This is a genomic window from Barrientosiimonas endolithica, from assembly GCF_030296655.1.
In the GTDB taxonomy this organism is placed as follows: Bacteria; Actinomycetota; Actinomycetes; order Actinomycetales; family Dermatophilaceae; genus Barrientosiimonas; species Barrientosiimonas humi.
This window is the reverse complement of record NZ_AP027735.1, coordinates 1,824,780-1,841,431: the sequence shown is the minus strand read 5'-3', so window position 1 is coordinate 1,841,431 and position 16,652 is coordinate 1,824,780. Positions and strand designations below refer to the sequence as shown.

Annotated in this window: 14 protein-coding genes and 2 pseudogenes; 15 read left to right on the top strand and 1 reads right to left on the bottom strand. The window is 73.0% G+C overall.

Translation table 11 applies throughout. From position 1 onward, the window contains the following. Positions 1-112: 112 nt before the first annotated feature. The 8 genes and pseudogenes from pyrR to pyrF all read left to right on the top strand — a co-directional run bounded on the left by pyrR (position 113) and on the right by pyrF (position 10,244). Positions 113-706, top strand: coding sequence for a bifunctional pyr operon transcriptional regulator/uracil phosphoribosyltransferase PyrR (gene pyrR, locus QUE40_RS09315; protein ID WP_142005404.1), 594 nt, complete (start codon positions 113-115; stop codon positions 704-706). Further along, positions 703-1,640, top strand: a pseudogene (locus QUE40_RS09310) (aspartate carbamoyltransferase catalytic subunit). Before pyrR ends, QUE40_RS09310 begins: the two are co-directional and overlap by 4 nt. Then, positions 1,640-2,977, top strand: coding sequence for a dihydroorotase (locus QUE40_RS09305; protein ID WP_289232971.1), 1,338 nt, complete (start codon positions 1,640-1,642; stop codon positions 2,975-2,977). The pseudogene QUE40_RS09310 and the gene QUE40_RS09305 overlap by 1 nt, the downstream one beginning before the upstream one ends. Continuing rightward, on the top strand, positions 2,974-4,170 hold the full coding sequence (carA, locus tag QUE40_RS09300; RefSeq protein WP_236022332.1) for a glutamine-hydrolyzing carbamoyl-phosphate synthase small subunit: 1,197 nt from the start codon (positions 2,974-2,976) through the stop codon (positions 4,168-4,170). Before QUE40_RS09305 ends, carA begins: the two co-directional genes overlap by 4 nt. Further along, the gene (gene carB, locus QUE40_RS09295; RefSeq protein WP_289232970.1) at positions 4,170-7,529 is read left to right on the top strand and encodes a carbamoyl-phosphate synthase large subunit; all 3,360 of its coding nucleotides are present in this window, start codon (positions 4,170-4,172) and stop codon (positions 7,527-7,529) included. The genes carA and carB overlap by 1 nt, the downstream gene beginning before the upstream one ends. Further along, complete coding sequence (locus tag QUE40_RS09290) at positions 7,526-8,368, top strand: iron-sulfur cluster-binding protein (protein WP_289232969.1); 843 nt, start codon at positions 7,526-7,528, stop codon at positions 8,366-8,368. The genes carB and QUE40_RS09290 overlap by 4 nt, the downstream gene beginning before the upstream one ends. Further along, positions 8,365-9,306 (top strand): nitronate monooxygenase, encoded by a 942-nt coding sequence (locus QUE40_RS09285; RefSeq protein WP_289232968.1) that lies wholly within the window; start codon positions 8,365-8,367, stop codon positions 9,304-9,306. The genes QUE40_RS09290 and QUE40_RS09285 overlap by 4 nt, the downstream gene beginning before the upstream one ends. A gap of 62 nt (positions 9,307-9,368) precedes the next feature. Beyond that, entirely contained in the window at positions 9,369-10,244 is an 876-nt protein-coding gene (gene pyrF, locus QUE40_RS09280; protein WP_289232967.1) for an orotidine-5'-phosphate decarboxylase, read from the top strand. A 334-nt stretch (positions 10,245-10,578) separates the two neighbouring features. Here the strand turns inward: pyrF and QUE40_RS09275 are convergent, their stop codons facing one another. Beyond that, complete coding sequence (locus QUE40_RS09275) at positions 10,579-10,902, bottom strand: nucleoside triphosphate pyrophosphohydrolase family protein (protein WP_236022453.1); 324 nt, start codon at positions 10,900-10,902, stop codon at positions 10,579-10,581. 148 nt (positions 10,903-11,050) lie between these two features. Between QUE40_RS09275 and QUE40_RS09270 the strand changes: the two genes are divergently transcribed. The 7 genes and pseudogenes from QUE40_RS09270 to QUE40_RS09240 all read left to right on the top strand — a co-directional run. Next, positions 11,051-11,965: a hypothetical protein gene (locus tag QUE40_RS09270; protein ID WP_289232966.1), complete on the top strand. Its 915-nt coding sequence runs from the start codon at positions 11,051-11,053 to the stop codon at positions 11,963-11,965. 391 nt (positions 11,966-12,356) lie between these two features. Continuing rightward, on the top strand, positions 12,357-12,674 hold the full coding sequence (gene mihF, locus QUE40_RS09265) for an integration host factor, actinobacterial type (RefSeq protein WP_142005395.1): 318 nt from the start codon (positions 12,357-12,359) through the stop codon (positions 12,672-12,674). A gap of 3 nt (positions 12,675-12,677) precedes the next feature. Next, the gene (gene gmk, locus QUE40_RS09260) at positions 12,678-13,253 is read left to right on the top strand and encodes a guanylate kinase (RefSeq protein ID WP_142005394.1); all 576 of its coding nucleotides are present in this window, start codon (positions 12,678-12,680) and stop codon (positions 13,251-13,253) included. Positions 13,254-13,261: 8 nt separating this feature from the next. After that, the gene (rpoZ, locus tag QUE40_RS09255; protein ID WP_142005393.1) at positions 13,262-13,525 is read left to right on the top strand and encodes a DNA-directed RNA polymerase subunit omega; all 264 of its coding nucleotides are present in this window, start codon (positions 13,262-13,264) and stop codon (positions 13,523-13,525) included. Positions 13,526-13,548: 23 nt separating this feature from the next. After that, positions 13,549-14,784: a bifunctional phosphopantothenoylcysteine decarboxylase/phosphopantothenate--cysteine ligase CoaBC gene (gene coaBC / locus QUE40_RS09250; protein WP_289232965.1), complete on the top strand. Its 1,236-nt coding sequence runs from the start codon at positions 13,549-13,551 to the stop codon at positions 14,782-14,784. 89 nt (positions 14,785-14,873) lie between these two features. Next, positions 14,874-16,094 (top strand): methionine adenosyltransferase, encoded by a 1,221-nt coding sequence (gene metK / locus QUE40_RS09245; RefSeq protein WP_289232964.1) that lies wholly within the window; start codon positions 14,874-14,876, stop codon positions 16,092-16,094. 71 nt (positions 16,095-16,165) lie between these two features. Beyond that, positions 16,166-16,528, top strand: a pseudogene (locus QUE40_RS09240) (primosomal protein N' family DNA-binding protein); the annotation flags it as partial. Positions 16,529-16,652 lie beyond the last annotated feature (124 nt).

The window sequence follows — 16,652 nt, the reverse complement described above, 5'->3', positions numbered from 1 at the left end:
CGAGCAACTCTGAGACGGGCGTCCGGGGCAGGGCGGGGCAGGCGGTACGATCGTCGGCGAACGACATCCTTTAACGATTCCGTCCCGTGAGGCGGCGAAGGAGGTCCGCGCTGTGGCGCGTCCCGACGCAGACGTACCCGCGGCCGCTGGTGATCCGTCCCAGCCCGGCCGCACCGTTCTCAGTCCCGGTGACATCTCCCGGGCCCTCCGGCGCATCGCGCACGAGGTGATCGAGCACAACAAGGGCACCGACGACCTCGTCGTGCTCGGCATCCCGAGCCGCGGCGTGGCGCTCGCCGAGCGGCTGGCCGCCGCCCTGGAGGACGTCGAGGGCGGGCCGGTGCCGGTCGGTGCGCTCGACGTGACGATGTATCGCGACGACCTGCGCCGTCAGCCGGTGCGCCAGGCGCACAGCACCGCGATCCCCGAGGGCGGCATCGACGACAAGGTCGTGGTGCTCGTGGACGACGTGCTGTTCTCCGGGCGCACGGTGCGCGCCGCGCTCGACGCGCTCGGCGATCTCGGCCGACCCCGCGCCGTACGCCTGGCCGTGCTGGTCGACCGCGGTCACCGCGAGCTGCCCATCCGGGCCGACCACGTGGGCAAGAACCTCCCGACCGCCAAGTCCGAGCGCGTCACCGTGCGGCTCGCCGAGCACGACGGTGGCGACGACGCGGTCCAGATCGTCGACGGAGACCCGCGATGAAGCACCTGCTGTCCGCCGCCGACCTGAGCCGCGCGGACGTCACCCAGATCCTCGACACCGCAGAGCAGATGCACGACGTGCAGCGCCGCGACGTCAAGAAGCTGCCCGCTCTGCGCGGGCGCACCGTCGTCAACCTGTTCTTCGAGGACTCCACCCGCACCCGCAGCTCCTTCGAGATCGCCGGCAAGTGGCTCTCGGCCGACGTCATCAACGTCTCGGCCAAGGGGTCGTCGGTGAGCAAGGGGAGTCGCTGCGCGACACGGTGCTCACCGTGGGCTCGATGGGGGTCGACGCCCTGGTGATCCGGCACCACGCGAGCGGCGCGCCGCGCCAGGTCGCCGACTGGGTCGACGCCTCCGTGGTCAACGCCGGCGACGGCACGCACGAGCACCCCACGCAGGCGCTGCTCGACGCGTACACGATGCGCAGCCGGCTCGGCGGCCTCGAGGGCCGGCACGTCGCGATCGTCGGCGACCTCACCCACTCGCGGGTCGTGCGCTCGAACCTGATCCTGCTGCGCACGCTGGGTGCCCGGGTCACCCTGGTCGCGCCGCCCACCCTGATGCCGAGCGGCATCGGGGCCTGGTCGAAGCACGACGGCTTCGCGACGACGTACGACCTCGACGCCGTCCTGCCCGACGTCGACGCGGTGATGATGCTGCGCGTGCAGCGCGAGCGGATGTCGGGCGGCTACTTCCCGACGCCCCGCGAGTACACCGTGGGCTACGGCCTCACCCGCGACCGGCTGCGGCTGCTGCCCGAGCACGCCGTCATCGCCCACCCCGGGCCGATGAACCGCGGTCTCGAGATCGCTGCCGACGCCGCAGACGAGGCCCGGTCGGTGATCCTCGACCAGGTGTCGGCCGGGGTCGCGGTGCGGATGAGCGTGCTCTACCACCTGCTGGCCGGCTCGGCCGAGGGGGCCGAATCCTGATGGGAGACAACGTGACTGGAGCGGACGCCGGTCAGGTGACCGTGATCCGCGGGGCCGACCTCGCCGGGGCGGGACGGGGCGACCTGCTGCTGCGCGACGGGCTGGTCGCCGAGGTCGGTTCGGTGCGCGCGCCGAAGGGCGCGGCCGTCGTCGACGCCGACGGGCTCGTGGCGCTGCCCGGCCTGGTCGACCTGCACACCCACCTGCGTGAGCCCGGCCGCGAGGACGCCGAGACGGTGCGCAGCGGCTCCGCGGCCGCTGCCGCCGGCGGCTTCACCGCGGTGCTGGCGATGGCCAACACCTCCCCGGTGACCGACACCGCCGAGGCCGCCGAGCGGGTGCTCGACCTCGGGCGTGCGGCCGGCCTGGTCGACGTGCAGCCGGTGGGTGCGGTGACCAAGGGGCTCGCGGGCGAGGAGCTCGCCGAGCTCGGGCTGATGGCCCGGTCGCGAGCAGCCGTGCGGGTGTTCAGCGACGACGGCAGGTGCGTGCACGACGCCCGGCTCATGCGCCGCGCGCTGGAGTACGTCAAGGCGTTCGACGGGGTCGTCTCGCAGCACGCGCAGGACCCGCGGCTCGCCGACGGGCAGGCCTGCTGCCACGAGGGCGAGCTGTCCGGCCGGCTGGGGCTGCCCGGCTGGCCCGGCGTCGCCGAGGAGACGATCGTCGCGCGCGACGTGATGCTCGCGCGGCACACCGGGTCGCGGGTGCACGTCGCCCACGTGTCGACCGCCGGGTCGGTCGAGGTCGTGAGATGGGCCAAGGCACAAGGGATCTCGGTCACCGCCGAGGTCACCCCGCACCACCTGATGCTCACCACCGACCTGCTCACCGACTACGACCCGGTGTACAAGGTCAACCCGCCGCTGCGGCCGCAGGAGGACGTCGAGGCGCTGCGCGCCGCCCTCGCCGACGGCACCGTCGACGCGGTCGCCACCGACCACGCTCCGCACGCGCGGCACGACAAGGAGCACGCGTTCGCCGAGGCCGCGTTCGGGATGCTCGGCCTCGAGCAGGCCCTGTCGGTCGTCGCGACGGTCATGGTGCAGCCCGGGCTGATGACCTGGGCCGACGTGGCCGCCGCGATGTCGACCCGCCCGGCGCGCATCGCCGGGCTCACCGGGCAGGGCCGCCCGCTGGAGCCGGGCGAGCCGGCCAACCTGGTCCTGGTCGACCCCGCGGCCACCGCGACCGTCGACCGGGCCGACAGCAGGTCGCTGTCGCGCAACAACCCCTGGCACGGACGCGAGCTCACCGGCCAGGTGCGCGCGACCTACCTGCGGGGCACGCAGACGCACGAGCACGGACAGACCCAGCAGCAAGGAGAATCGGCGTGACCGACGAGCTGACAACCGGACCCGCACGGGGCCGCTACGCCGAGCGCGGGCCGGCGGTGCTGGTGCTGGAGGACGGGCGCACGTTCGAGGGCCGCTCATACGGCGCGGTCGGCACCACGACCGGCGAGGCGGTCTTCTCCACCGGCATGACCGGCTACCAGGAGACGCTGACCGACCCCAGCTACCACCAGCAGGTCGTCGTCATGACCGCACCGCACGTCGGCAACACCGGCGTCAACGACGAGGACGCCGAGTCGCGGCGCATCTGGGTGTCCGGGTACGTCGTGCGCGACCCGGCCGTACGCCCGTCCAGCTGGCGCGCGACGCGCACCCTGGAGGACGACCTGGCCGACCAGGGCGTGGTCGGCATCTGCGAGATCGACACCCGCGCGCTGACCCGCCACCTGCGCGAGCGCGGCGCGATGCGCGTGGGCATCTTCAGCGGCGAGGACGCCGAGCGGCCGCGCCGCGACCTGGTGGCCGACGTGTGCGAGCAGCCGGCCATGGCCGGCTCCGAGCTGGCCTCGGAGGTCTCGACCGACGAGGCGTACGTCGTGCCGGCGGTGGGGGAGAAGCGGTTCACCGTCGCCGCGGTCGACCTCGGCATCAAGGCGATGACGCCGCAGCTGATGAGCGAGCGCGGCATCGAGGTGCACGTGCTGCCGGCCGACTCGACGATCGAGCAGATCCGCGAGGTCGCGCCCGACGGAGTGTTCTTCTCCAACGGGCCCGGCGACCCGTCGTCCGCCCCGCAGGTCGACCTGCTGCGCGAGGTGCTCGACGCGCGGATCCCGTTCTTCGGCATCTGCTTCGGCAACCAGATCCTCGGGCGGGCGCTCGGCTTCGGCACGTTCAAGCTGAAGTACGGCCACCGCGGCATCAACCAGCCGGTGCTGGACCGCTCGACCGGGAAGGTCGAGGTGACCGCGCACAACCACGGGTTCGCCGTGGACGCGCCGACCGAGGGCGAGGTGCAGGCGCCGTCCGACGCGCAGGCGGGGACGGCGTACGGCCGGGTGCGGGTGAGCCACGTCTGCCTCAACGACGACGTGGTCGAGGGGCTGGAATGCCTTGACCTGCCTGCGTTCTCGGTGCAGTACCACCCCGAGGCGGCGGCCGGTCCGCACGACGCGGGGTACCTGTTCGACCGGTTCGTGGATCTGATGAGCGAGAACGAGGGAGTGCGCGCCTGATGCCCAAGCGTGACGACATCAAGAGCGTGCTCGTGATCGGGTCCGGCCCGATCGTGATCGGGCAGGCTGCGGAGTTCGACTACTCCGGCACCCAGGCCTGCCGGGTGCTGCGCGAGGAGGGGATCCGGGTCGTCCTGGTCAACTCCAACCCGGCGACGATCATGACCGACCCGGAGATGGCCGACGCGACGTACGTCGAGCCGATCACCCCCGAGGTGGTCGAGGCGATCATCGCCAAGGAGCGGCCCGACGCGGTGCTCGCGACGCTCGGCGGGCAGACCGCGCTCAACACGGCGATCTCGCTGCACGAGGCGGGGGTGCTGGAGAAGTACGACTGCCCGCTGATCGGGGCCAACGTCGAGGCGATCCAGCTGGGCGAGGACCGCGAGCGGTTCAAGGGCGTCGTCGAGAAGGTCGGCGCCGAGTCGGCCCGCTCCCTGATCGCGCGCTCGATGGACGAATGTCTTTCTGCCGCAAAGGAGCTCGGCTACCCGATGGTCGTGCGTCCGTCGTTCACGATGGGCGGGCTCGGGTCCGGCTTCGCGTTCGACGAGGACGACCTGCGGCGCATCGCCGGGGCGGGGCTGCAGGCCAGCCCGACCACCGAGGTGCTGCTCGAGGAGTCGATCCTGGGGTGGAAGGAGTACGAGCTCGAGGTCATGCGCGACCGCGCCGACAACGTGGTCGTGGTCTGCTCGATCGAGAACCTCGACCCGATGGGCGTGCACACCGGCGACTCGATCACCGTGGCGCCCGCGCTGACGCTGACCGACCGGGAGTACCAGCGGATGCGCGACATCGGTATCGCGGTCATCCGCGAGGTCGGCGTCGACACCGGCGGCTGCAACATCCAGTTCGCGGTGAACCCGCAGGACGGCCGGATCATCGTCATCGAGATGAACCCGCGGGTGTCGCGCTCGAGCGCGCTCGCCTCGAAGGCCACCGGCTTCCCGATCGCCAAGATCGCGGCGAAGATGGCGATCGGCTACACCCTCGACGAGGTGCCGAACGACATCACCTCCTCCTCCACGGTCGACGGCACCGGCGCGTGGTACCCCGCGGCGTTCGAGCCGACGCTCGACTACATCGTCGTGAAGGTGCCGCGCTTCGCGTTCGAGAAGTTCCCCGCGGCCGACCCGACGCTCACCACGACGATGAAGTCGGTGGGCGAGGCCATGGCGATCGGGCGCAACTTCACCGAGGCGCTGCAGAAGGCGCTGCGCTCGACCGAGCGGAAGGGATCCTCCTTCCACTGGGACCCCGAGTCGCTGCCGACCACCGAGATGGCGCGGGCCCTGCTGCAGGAGGCCAAGACGCCGACCGACGGGCGGATCGTGCTGGTGCAGCAGGCGCTGCGCGGCGGTCTCAGCGTCGAGGAGGTGCACGAGGAGACCGGCATCGACCCGTGGTTCCTCGACCAGATGCAGCTCATCAACGACCTGGCCGACGAGCTGGCGCAGGCCGACCAGCTGACCCCGGAGCTGCTGCGCCGGGCCAAGCGGCACGGGTTCAGCGACGCCCAGCTGGCGCAGATCACCCAGACGCCCGAGGCGGTCGTGCGGGGCGTGCGGCACGCCCTCGGGGTGCGGCCGGTCTACAAGACCGTCGACACCTGCGCGGCGGAGTTCGCGGCGCACACGCCGTACTACTACAGCTCCTACGACTCCGAGACCGAGGTGCTGCCGCGCGAGCGGCCGGCCGTCATCATCCTGGGCTCCGGGCCGAACCGGATCGGGCAGGGCGTGGAGTTCGACTACTCCTGCGTGCACGCGTCGTTCGCGTTGCGCGACAAGGGTTTCGACACCGTGATGGTCAACTGCAACCCCGAGACGGTCTCCACCGACTACGACACCTCCAGCCGGCTCTACTTCGAGCCGCTGACGCTGGAGGACGTGCTCGAGGTGGTGCACGCCGAGCGGGTGGCGGGTCCGCTCGCCGGCGTGATCGTGCAGCTCGGCGGGCAGACGCCGCTGGGCCTCGCCAAGGCGCTCAAGGAGGCCGGTGTCCCGATCGTCGGCACCTCGCCCGAGGCGATCGACCTCGCCGAGGACCGTGGGGCGTTCGGCCGGGTGCTCGCCGAGGCCGACCTGCCCGCACCGCGGCACGGGACGGCGTACAGCACCGACGACGCGATCGAGGTCGCGCGCGAGATCGGCTACCCGGTCCTGGTGCGCCCGTCGTACGTCCTCGGCGGCCGGGGCATGGAGATCGTGTACGACGACGAGACGCTGGCGTCCTACGTCACCCGCGCGACCACCGCGTCGCCGGAGTACCCCGTGCTGGTCGACCGCTTCCTCGACGAGGCGATCGAGATCGACGTGGACGCGCTCTACGACGGTCGCGAGATGTATCTCGGCGGGATCATGGAGCACATCGAGGAGGCCGGCATCCACTCCGGTGACTCGGCGTGCGTGCTGCCGCCGGTGACGCTCGGACCCGAGGAGATGGAGCGCGTACGCCGCTCGACCCTGGCCCTCGCGGAGGGCATCGGCGTGCGTGGGCTGATGAACGTGCAGTTCGCGCTGGCGCAGGACGTGCTCTACGTCCTGGAGGCGAATCCCCGTGCGAGCCGGACGGTTCCATTCGTCGCGAAGTCGACCGGCGTGCCGATCGCCAAGGCCGCGGCCCGGATCATGCTCGGCGAGACGATCGAGGAGCTGCGCGAGGAGGGGCTGCTGCCGCCGCACGGCGACGGCGGCATGATGCCGATCCACGCGCCGGTCAACGTCAAGGAGGCGGTGCTGCCGTTCAAGCGGTTCCGCACCCGCGAGGGCCAGGTGGTCGACAGCCTGCTCGGGCCCGAGATGCGCAGCACCGGCGAGGTCATGGGCATCGACGACGCCTTCGGCTCGGCGTTCGCCAAGAGCCAGCTCGCGAGCACCTCGGGGCTGCCGGCCGAGGGCACGGTCTTCGTGTCCGTCGCCAACCGCGACAAGCGCGCGATGATCTTCCCGGTGAAGCGGCTCGCCGACCTCGGCTTCCGCCTGCTGGCCACGGCCGGCACGGCAGATGTGCTGCGGCGCAACGGGATTCACGCCGAGGTCGTGCACAAGCACCACGCGGGGCAGCGGGCCGACGGGGCGCGCACGATCGTCGACCACATCCTGTCCGGCGAGGTCGGCATGGTCGTCAACACCCCGTCGGGGCGTGACGCGCGGGCCGACGGCTACGCCATCCGCGCGGCCACGACCAGCGTCGACAAGCCGATCATCACCACGGTGCAGCAGCTCGCGGCCGCGGTGCAGGGCATCGAGGCGCAGCGCACCGGGATCACCCGGGTCAAGACGTTGCAGGAGCACGCCGCCGAGCTGGATCTGTATGGCCAGCAACCGGATCCGGGCGCGAGCGAGGGCGCATGACCGTCGCCGTCACCGGGGAGCTGATCGCGACGCGCAAGGTCGGGGCGTTCACGCACCTGACGTTCGTCGCGCCCGGTGTCGGGGAGATCGCGCGGCCGGGGCACCTGGTGTCGGTCGCCGTGGGCGACGCGGTGTCGGCGCTCGTGGCGAGACGCACGGTGCCGCTGCACGCGGTGACGCCGAGCGGGACGTACGGCGGGACGGTGGACATCGTCGTCGACGGCGACCGCGACCCGGGGATGCGCTGGCTGGCCGACCGTCGGGTGCACGACGAGGTGGCGCTGATCGCTCCGCTGGGGCGGGCGTTCCCGCTGCCGCAGGAGCCGCTGCCGTGCCTCGTCGTCGGGGTCGACACGGCGGCCGCGCCGCTGGCCTGGCTGGCGCGCGCCCTGCGCGACCGCGGCTGCCCGGTCGAGCTGGTGGTGGCCGGGTCGGACGACCGGCACCTGTTCGGTGTCGTAGAGGCGCGGCGAACCATCGGCAACGTGACGGTCGTGACGCCGGGGGAGACCGGGCTGCACGAGCCGCTGCGCGCGGCGGTGCGCGCGGGCGTGCGCCGGCAGGACGCGGCGATCGTCTACGCCGCGGCCCGGGCCCAGGAGCTGGCCGTCGTCACGCCGCTCGCGGAGTCGCTGGGCGCGGTGACGCAGGTGGCCATCCACGAGGACATGCCGTGCGGGACCGGGCTGTGCTCGGCGTGCACGCTGCCGGTGCGCGGCCGCGACGACCGGGTGCACAGCATCCGGGCGTGCAGCGACGGGCCGATCGTGCGGGGCGCGCGGGTGGTGTGGGACCAGTACCTGGCCGGCCTCGCGGGTGAGTTGGAGGCGCGCGCGTGAGCGTGAACCTGCGGGTGTCGATCGGCGGGCTGCGCCTGACGTCGCCGGTGATGGCCGCGGCGGGGTGCGGCGGGTTCGGTCACGAGCTCGCCAGGCTCGGGGTGCTGGAGCACCTCGGCGCGCTCGTGACGCCGTCGATCAGCGCGTCGTCGCACCCGACGCAGCACCGCGTCCGGCTGACCGAAGCGCCGAGCTCCCTTGTGCTGCCGACGGATTGGCCGACCATCGGCACCGACACGATGCAGCCGACGCGGGTGCCGTGGGAGGGCGAGCAGGGCGTACCGGTCGTCGCGTCGCTCGTCGGGTCGACCAGCGGTGAGTTCGCGCAGGCGGCCGCGGGGCTGCGGCGGCGCACGCTGCTGCGCGGGGTGGGCGGAGTCGAGGTCAACCTGGCCTGCCCCGACGCGGGCAACAAGGGAATCCCGTTCTCCTACGCCGACTTTGCCGCGACGAAGGTCATCGCGAGGGTGCGTGAGGAGCTGCCGCGCAACGTGCCGGTGCTGGCCAAGCTCAGCGCCGACGTGAGCGACGTCGTCGAGATCGCGCGCGGCTGCGTGAAGTCCGGCGCCGAGGCCGTCGTGGTCACGAGCCCGCTGCGGGCGCTGTCGATGACCGGCGTACGCCTGTCGCTGCCCGCGCGCTCCGCGGGCCTGTCGGGACCGGCGCTGCTGCCGGTCACGCTGCGCGCGGTGCACGACCTCGCGGCCGCGATCCGCGACGGACGGCTGCCGCCGGTGGCGATCGTGGCGGTCGGCGGGATCTCGAACGGGCACGACGCGGCGCAGGCGATGGCGGCGGGCGCCAGCGCGGTGCAGCTCGGGACGGCGCTGATTCACGACCCGGGGGCGCTGCGCACGTTCCGGGACGAGCTGGTCGCCGACCTGCAGGCGCTCGGGCTGCACGACGTGCAGCAGCTGGTGGGCCTGGTCCACCGGTGACCGCCCGCGACGACCGACGACCGACGCACGCTTGACGCACGACGAATGACGAGAGGCACGAGATGAGCACCACGTTCGGCGACCGACTCGAGGAGGCCGTGACGGCGTACGGCCCGCTGTGCGTCGGCATCGACCCGCACCCGCAGCTGCTGCACCGGTGGGGGCTGGACGACGACGTCGAGGGGCTGCGGCGGTTCGGCGACACGGTGGTCGAGGCGCTGGCGGGGCAGGTCGCGATCGCCAAGCCGCAGTCGGCGTTCTTCGAGCGGCACGGCTCGGCCGGCGTCGCGGTGCTCGAGCACGTGCTGGCGATGCTGCGCGAGGTCGGGGTGTTGAGCCTGCTGGACGTGAAGCGCGGCGACGTAGGGTCGACGATGGCGGCCTACGCCGAGGCGTACCTGTCCGACGGATCCTCGCTCGCCGCCGACGCCATCACCGTCAGCCCGTTCCTCGGATTCGGTTCTCTCGCACCGGCTTTCGAGCTCGCGGACGCAACTGGGCGAGGCGTGTTCGTGCTCGCGATGACGTCGAACCCCGAGGGCGCGCAGGTGCAGCACGCGCGGGTCGCGGCGGATGCCGCAGGGGAGGGCGGCGGCGTGACCGTGGCCGAGGAGATCGTGTCGGCCGTGACCGAGCGCAACGCCGAGGGCGGCGGCTCGGGCCGGTTCGGGAGCACCGGCATGGTCGTCGGCGCGACCGTCGGTAAGGACATCGCCGACCTGGGGCTCGCCCAGGCGCTGGCCGACTCGCGTGGGCCGCTGCTGGCGCCGGGGCTGGGCGCGCAGGGCGCTGACGCGGGCGACATCGCGCGCGGCTTCGGCCCGGCCCTCCCGCTGGTGCTGCCGTCGTCGTCGCGGGGCATCCTCGCCGCCGGCCCGGCACCCGCGGGCCTGCGCGCGGCGGTGCGCCAGCAGGCCGCCGAGCTCGCGGGGGGCTGAGGCGCCGGGGAGGCGGGGGTGCGGCGGGCGTACGCCTTCGCGGTCCTCCGCTGCAGGGTGCGGCAGGGCGCACGGTTCGGCGGTGGTCCGCCGTGGGGTGCGGGGGATGGCGGGCGTACGGTCTCGCGGTCCTCCGCTGCATGGTGCGGTGGGGCGCACGGGTCGGCGGTGGTCCGCCGTGGGGTGAGGGTGCGCGGGGCTCGTACGCCTTCGCGGTCCTCCGCTGCATGGTGCGGCAGGGCGCACGGGTCGGCGGTGGACCGCCGGGGGTGAGGGGGTGCGCGGGGCTCGTACGCCTTCGCGGTCCTCCGCTACAGGGTGCGCCGGGTGCGGCCTAGCGCTGGTCCCCGCTGCCGCCGAGCACCCCGCGCGCCTGCCTACTGGCGAGCTTGTCGACGTTGGCCTGCGCGACGTCCTCGAGGCGCAGGCCGAGGTAGTCGGCGAGCACGGCGGTGTACCACAGCACGTCGCCGAGCTCCTGCTTGATGTCGTCGCGGTCGATGGCGGCCTCGTCGCTGTCGAGGTCGCGGACCCACTTCTTGAACTTCTCGGCGATCTCTCCGCTCTCGCCGACCAGCCCCAGCACGAGGTGGAGCAGCTCGTTCTTCTTGTCCTTCGGCGCGGCGGTGCGCAAGGCAGCCTGCTGGTACTCGTCCATCTGCACGCGGCGACGGTAGCGACCGGGTCGCGCGGACGTACGGGCCGGTTCGGGCTGGTCGTGCACAACCCTGTCGTGACCAGCTGCGGTGTCCACAGGCTGCGGGTCTGGACTTCCCGGGTTCGAGCTGCGCGGGCAGCGTGCCGCCATGGACATGGAGGCGATCGCCGCGTTGGCTGGGCAGCAGGGCGGCGTGCTGCACCGGCGTCAGCTGCGCAGTCTCGGGGCGGACCGTTGGCGGGTGCGCAACCAGGTGACGGCGGGCCGGTGGAGCACCCGAGGGCGGCACACCGTCGCGACCACGAACGGCGTCATCGGCGCGCTGGGGGAGCGGTGGACCGCGGTGTTCGAGTGCGGCGCCGGCGCGGCGATCGACGGGGTCACCGCGTTGGTGCACGCGGGCCTGACCGGGTTCGACGCCGGCCGCCGGCCCACGGTCTCGCTGCCCGGTCACTACCACCGACCCGAGGTGCCGCAGGTCGACATCCGGGGCATCGCGTCGCGGCGCGCCGGGGAGCTGCTCGAGGGGTTGCCCCGCGTGCGACCCGACGTCGCGCTGATCCGCGCCGCGGAGTGGGCGGCGTCGGACCGGCAGGCTGCACTGCTGCTCGTCATGACCGCCCAGCAGCGGCTGGTGCGGGTGGAGGAGCTCCCGGCGTTGGCGGCCGAGATGAAGCCGCACTGGCGTCGGGCGTTCATCGCGACCGTGGTGGGAGACGTCGCCCGTGGGGTGCAGGCCCTGGGGGAGCTGGACTTCGCGCGGTTGTGCGAGCGCTATCGGATCCCGCCACCGAGCCTGCAGGTCGTGCGCGAGCTGCCGGGCGGCCGCGCCGTGCGGGATGCGCACTGGGACAACGGGCTCGGCGTCGAGATCGACGGGGTGCAGCACCACCTGGGTCTCGGGCCGGTCGACGACGCACTGCGGCAGAACGCCCTGCTCATCGGTGGTGACTCGACGCTGCGGCTGCCGGTGCTCGGCCTGCGACTGCACGAGGCGGAGCTGATGGCGCAGGTGCGCGAGGCGTACTGGCTGTTCGAGCGGCGGGCGACCAGGGCCGGCTGAGACGGGCCGTACGCCTTCGCGGTCCTCCGCTAGAGGGTGCGCCAGGGCGCACGGGTCGGCGGTGGACCGCAAGGGGTGCGGCAGGCGTACGGTCTCGCGGTCCTCCGCTGCATGGTGCGGCAGGGCGCACGGTTCGGCGGTGGTCCGCCGGAGGGTGCGTGCGCGGGGCTCGTACGCCTTCGCGGTCCTCCGTTGCATGGTGCGCCAGAGCGCACGGGTCGGCGGTGGTCCGCCGGAGGGTGCGGGCGCGGGGCTCCCACGCCTTCGCGGTCCTCCGCCGCAGCGTGCGCTCCCCGCGTTGCCGACCGCCCCGGCGACTCGCTAGGTTCACTCAGAACCGCCCGCCCACCCGTCTGCCGGGGTGGCAGCCGTGCCCGACCGAGGAGATCCCGTGGCCCTACCTCCGCTCACCCCCGAGCAACGCGCGGAGGCGCTGGCCAAGGCGGCTCGGGTGCGGCGGGAGCGCGCGGCGGTCAAGAACCGGCTGAAGTACGCCCAGGGGTCGCTGCGCGAGGTCATCGAGGCCGGCAAGACCGACGAGGTCATCGGCAAGATGAAGGTGTCGGCGCTGCTGGAGTCGATGCCCGGCGTGGGTCGGGTGCGGGCGCGCCAGATCATGGCCGACATCGGCATCTCGGAGTCCCGGCGCGTGCGCGGCATCGGCGCCAACCAGGCCGCGGCGCTCATCGAGCGGTTCGAGCAGAACTGACCCGTGAACGCGCGTCATCCCCTCGTCGTGCTCGCCGGCCCGACCGCGGTGGGCAAGGGCACCGTCGCCGCCTACATCCGCGACAACTTCCCCGAGGTCTGGCTGTCGGTGTCGCTGACCACCCGCCGGCCACGCCCGGGTGAGGTCGACGGCGTCCACTACCACTTCGTCACCGACGCCGAGTTCGAGCGCCTCGACCGGGAGGGGCAGCTGCTGGAGTCGGCGGTCGTGCACGGCCGCGCGTCGTACGGCACGCCGCGCCAGCCCGTCCTCGACGCCATCGCCTCCGGCCGGCTGCCGTTGCTGGAGATCGACCTGCAGGGGGCGCGGCAGGTGCGCGCCCGGATGCCCGAGGCGTACCTCGTCTTCCTGGCCCCGCCCAGCTGGGAGGAGCTGGTGCGCCGGCTCGTCGGCCGCGGCACCGAGAGCGCCGAGGAGCGCGAGGTGCGGCTGCGCACCGCGCGCGAGGAGCTGGCGGCCCAGCCGGAGTTCGACACCACCATCGTCAACGACGACGTTCGGCGCGCAGCCGAAGAACTCGTATCATTGATGCGAAACCCCGCGATCAACGAGAGCTGAGCACGCCTGTGTCTGGAACGAAGGCCGCCCCCGAGGGCATCACCAACCCGCCGATCGACGACCTGCTCGAGGTCGCCGACAGCAAGTACGCCCTGGTCATCTACTCCGCCAAGCGCGCGCGGCAGATCAACGCCTACTACTCCCAGCTGTCCGAGGGGCTGCTGGAGTACGTCGGCCCGCTGGTCGACTCCCAGGTCAACGACAAGCCGCTGTCGGTCGCGCTGCGCGAGATCAACGACCGCCTGCTGACCATGGAGCGCCAGGAGGCCTGAGCCTCGGCTCGGCCTGCCACCCCATGCGCATCGTCCTCGGCGTCAGCGGCGGCATCGCTGCCTACAAGGCCTGCTCGCTGCTGCGCCGGTTCACCGAGTCCGGGCACGACGTCACCGTCGTTCCCACGGCGGCGTCGCTGAACTTCGTCGGCGAGGCCACCTGGGCGGCGCTGTCCGGCCGGCCCGCGCAGCACGAGGTGTTCGAGCAGGTCCACGAGGTGCCGCACGTGCGGCTCGGTCAGTCGGCCGACCTGGTCGTGGTGGCCCCGGCCACCGCCGACGTCCTCGCCAAGGCCGCGCACGGCATGGCCGACGACCTGCTCACCAACACCCTGCTGACGGCGCGCTGCCCGGTCGTGCTCGCCCCGGCGATGCACACCGAGATGTGGCTGCACCCGGCCACCCAGGCCAACGTGGCGACGCTGCGCGAGCGCGGCGTGCACGTGATGGACCCCGCGAGCGGCCGCCTCACCGGCGCCGACTCCGGTCCCGGGCGCCTGGCCGAGCCCGACGAGATCGCGGCGTACGCCCTCGCGGCCGTCGGCGACCAGGCGCGGCCGGGCGCGACCGGCGACCTGTCCGGCCGCCACGTGCTGATCTCCGCGGGCGGCACCCGCGAGGCGCTCGACCCGGTGCGTTACCTCGGCAACCGCTCCAGCGGCAAGCAGGGGTACGCCCTCGCGGCCGACGCCGCCGCGCGCGGCGCCCGGGTGACCCTCGTCTCGACCACCGAGCGCCCCGCGCCCCCGGGGGTCGAGGTGGTGCCGGTCGAGTCGGCCCTGGAGCTGCGCGACGCGATGCTCGCCCGGGCCGCGGGCGCCGACGCGGTCGTGATGGCGGCCGCCGTGGCCGACTTCCGGCCGGCGGAGCGCGCGTCGTCGAAGATCAAGAAGACCCACGACCCGGCCGACCCCGACGCCGCCCCGACCATCGAGCTGGTGCGCAACCCCGACATCCTCGTCGAGCTGGTGCAGCAGCGCGGGCCGGCGAGCGCGCCGGTCATCGTCGGGTTCGCCGCCGAGACGGGCGACGAGCACGGCGACCTGCTCAGCTACGCCCGCGAGAAGCTCGAGCGCAAGGGCTGCGACCTGCTCGTCGCCAACGAGGTCGGCGAGGGGGTGACGTTCGGCCAGGACGTCAGCACGGTGCACCTGCTGCGCCGAGGCAGCGAGGACGTACGCACCGTCGGTCCGGCCGACAAGTCGGCCGTCGCCGCCGCGGTGTGGGACGCCGTCGTGGCGATGCGCGCCGCGCCCTAGACTCACGAGCCAACGCGCCCGGCGGCGGTTCGACCGCGCCCGGGCACGCCCTGAAGCCAGCAGCCGCTGCACACCGAACAGGAGTTTCCGTGGCACGTCTCTTCACGTCCGAGTCCGTCACCGAGGGCCACCCCGACAAGATCTGCGACCAGATCAGCGACTCGATCCTCGACGCGATGCTCGCCCAGGACCCCACGGCTCGGGTGGCGGTGGAGACCATGGTCACCACCGGCCTGGCCCACGTGGCCGGCGAGGTCAGCACCACCGGCTACGTGCCGATCGCGCAGATCGTGCGCGACACCATCGTGGGCATCGGCTACGACTCCTCGGCCAAGGGCTACGACGGCCACTCCTGCGGCGTGTCGATCTCCATCGGGCAGCAGTCGCCCGACATCGCCCAGGGCGTCAACACCGCCCACGAGCACCGCACCGGGTCCAACGAGGACCCGCTGGACGCCCAGGGCGCCGGCGACCAGGGCCTGATGTTCGGCTACGCCTGCGACGACACCGCCGAGCTGATGCCGCTGCCGATCCACCTGGCGCACCGCCTGTCCGAGCGGCTCACCCAGGTGCGCAACGACGGCACCCTGCCCTACCTGCGTCCCGACGGGAAGACCCAGGTGACGATCGCGTACGAGGGTGACAAGGCGGTCAAGCTGGACGCCGTGGTGCTCTCGACCCAGCACGCCGAGGACATCAACCTGGACTCGATGCTCGCCCCCGACATCGAGAAGCACGTGTTCTCGCCGGTGCTGGAGGAGCTCGCCTCCAGCGGTGTCGAGCTGGACACCAGCGACTACAACAAGTTCATCAACCCCACCGGCAAGTTCGTGATCGGTGGCCCGATGGGCGACGCCGGCCTCACCGGCCGCAAGATCATCGTCGACACCTACGGCGGCATGGCCCGTCACGGCGGCGGTGCGTTCTCGGGCAAGGACCCCTCGAAGGTCGACCGGTCCGCGGCGTACACCATGCGCTGGGTCGCCAAGAACGTCGTCGCGGCCGGCCTCGCGCGCCGCTGCGAGGTGCAGGTCGCCTATGCCATCGGCAAGGCGCAGCCGGTGGGTCTGTACGTCGAGTGCTTCGGCACCGAGACCGCCCCGCTGGAGAAGATCCAGCAGGCCATCACGTCGGTGTTCGACCTGCGCCCGGCCGCGCTGATCCACGAGCTGGACCTGCTGCGCCCGATCTACAAGCCGACGGCGGCGTACGGCCACTTCGGGCGCACCAGCGCCGAGGGCGTCGAGGGCGCCTTCCCGTGGGAGCGCACCGACAAGGTCGAGGCGCTGCAGAAGGCCGTCAAGGGCTGACCGAGCCCGACGGCGCCCCCCGAGGCACCACCCCTGACGGGCCTGTCGGTGGCAGGCGGTAGAACGTCCGGGTGAGCACGAACGACGACGACCGGCAGGGTCAGCAGCAGCTGGCCCTGCCGGTCGCGTCTGCCCCGCGCCGACCGCCGCGGCCCACGTCCGGCGTGACGCTCGCCGAGGTCGACCCGGTGGCCGCCGTGCTCGTCGACACCGGGCTCGCGCACCTGGACCGCCCGTTCGAGTACGCCGTCCCCGCCGACCTGAGCGACGTCGCTGTGCCCGGGGCCCGGGTCAAGGTCCGCTTCGCCGGGCAGGACGTCGGGGGCTTCGTCGTGGAGCGGCGGTCCGACGCCGAGCACGAGGGCCGGCTCGCGCCGCTGCGGCGGGTGGTCAGCCCCGAGCCGGTGCTCACCCCGCGGCTGCTGCGGCTGGCCACCGCGGTGGCCGAGCGCTACGCCGGGACGGTGGGGGACGTGCTGCGCCTCGCCGTGCCGCCCCGGCACGCGCGCGCCGAGCAGGCGCTCGCCGCGGAGGCTGAGCCACCCGCGCTGGAGCCGT

Bases quoted from the DNA above. Each gene is read 5' to 3' on its own strand.
- QUE40_RS09290 (WP_289232969.1), top strand. From the start codon at position 7,526: ATGACCGTCGCCGTCACCGGGGAGCTGATCGCGACGCGCAAGGTCGGG.
- coaBC (WP_289232965.1), top strand. From the start codon at position 13,549: ATGCGCATCGTCCTCGGCGTCAGCGGCGGCATCGCTGCCTACAAGGCC.
- QUE40_RS09305 (WP_289232971.1), top strand. From the start codon at position 1,640: ATGGGAGACAACGTGACTGGAGCGGACGCCGGTCAGGTGACCGTGATC.
- QUE40_RS09275 (WP_236022453.1), bottom strand. From the start codon at position 10,902: ATGGACGAGTACCAGCAGGCTGCCTTGCGCACCGCCGCGCCGAAGGAC.
- pyrF (WP_289232967.1), top strand. From the start codon at position 9,369: ATGAGCACCACGTTCGGCGACCGACTCGAGGAGGCCGTGACGGCGTAC.
- carB (WP_289232970.1), top strand. From the start codon at position 4,170: ATGCCCAAGCGTGACGACATCAAGAGCGTGCTCGTGATCGGGTCCGGC.
- QUE40_RS09270 (WP_289232966.1), top strand. From the start codon at position 11,051: ATGGACATGGAGGCGATCGCCGCGTTGGCTGGGCAGCAGGGCGGCGTG.